Below are 549 nucleotides of genomic sequence, written 5' to 3' on the forward strand. Positions count from 1 at the left end.
CCCAGCCGACCATCGGCGGGATCACAAGCAACCTCGACCACGAGGGAGGAGAAGCGAACTATGTCCTCTTCAGCAAACCGCGGCGGGGCCATTGGCATGATTGAGACCCGCGGCTTGATTGCGGCGATCGAAGCCGCCGACGCCATGCTCAAAGCCGCCAACGTCGAGTTGATCGGCAAGGAACAGGCCGGCAATGGCTTGGTGACCGTGATCGTCGCGGGCGACGTCGGCGCCGTCAAGGCCGCCACCGACGCGGGCGCCAGCAGCGCGTCTCGAGTCGGCGAAGTCGTCTCCGTCCATGTGATCTCGCGGCCGGGCCGGGAGATCAATCCGATCCTCACGGGCGGCGGCGGCTTGCTGGCCTCCGGCGCGTCCGCGGGCAACCTCGGCGCCGGACGGGCCGCTGGCGAATTGAAGGCCGGGAAAGAGTAATCCCGAACCGGAGGAAGTTTCATGGCACGTCTGATCAGCGCAAAAGACATTGAGGCGGCGGCCGCCAACGGCCAACGCGAAGTCCGCTACGAAAAGGGCGCAATCGTTACCCCAGCC

At 66.1% G+C, this 549-nt stretch carries 1 pseudogene; it reads left to right on the forward strand.

The features are described 5' to 3' along the window. The first annotated feature begins 60 nt into the window (after positions 1-60). Positions 61-339, forward strand: a pseudogene (locus tag NZ773_16345) (BMC domain-containing protein). Positions 340-549: the final 210 nt, after the last annotated feature.

The organism is Dehalococcoidia bacterium (assembly GCA_025054935.1).
Taxonomy (GTDB): Bacteria; Chloroflexota; Dehalococcoidia; order SpSt-223; family SpSt-223; genus JANWZD01.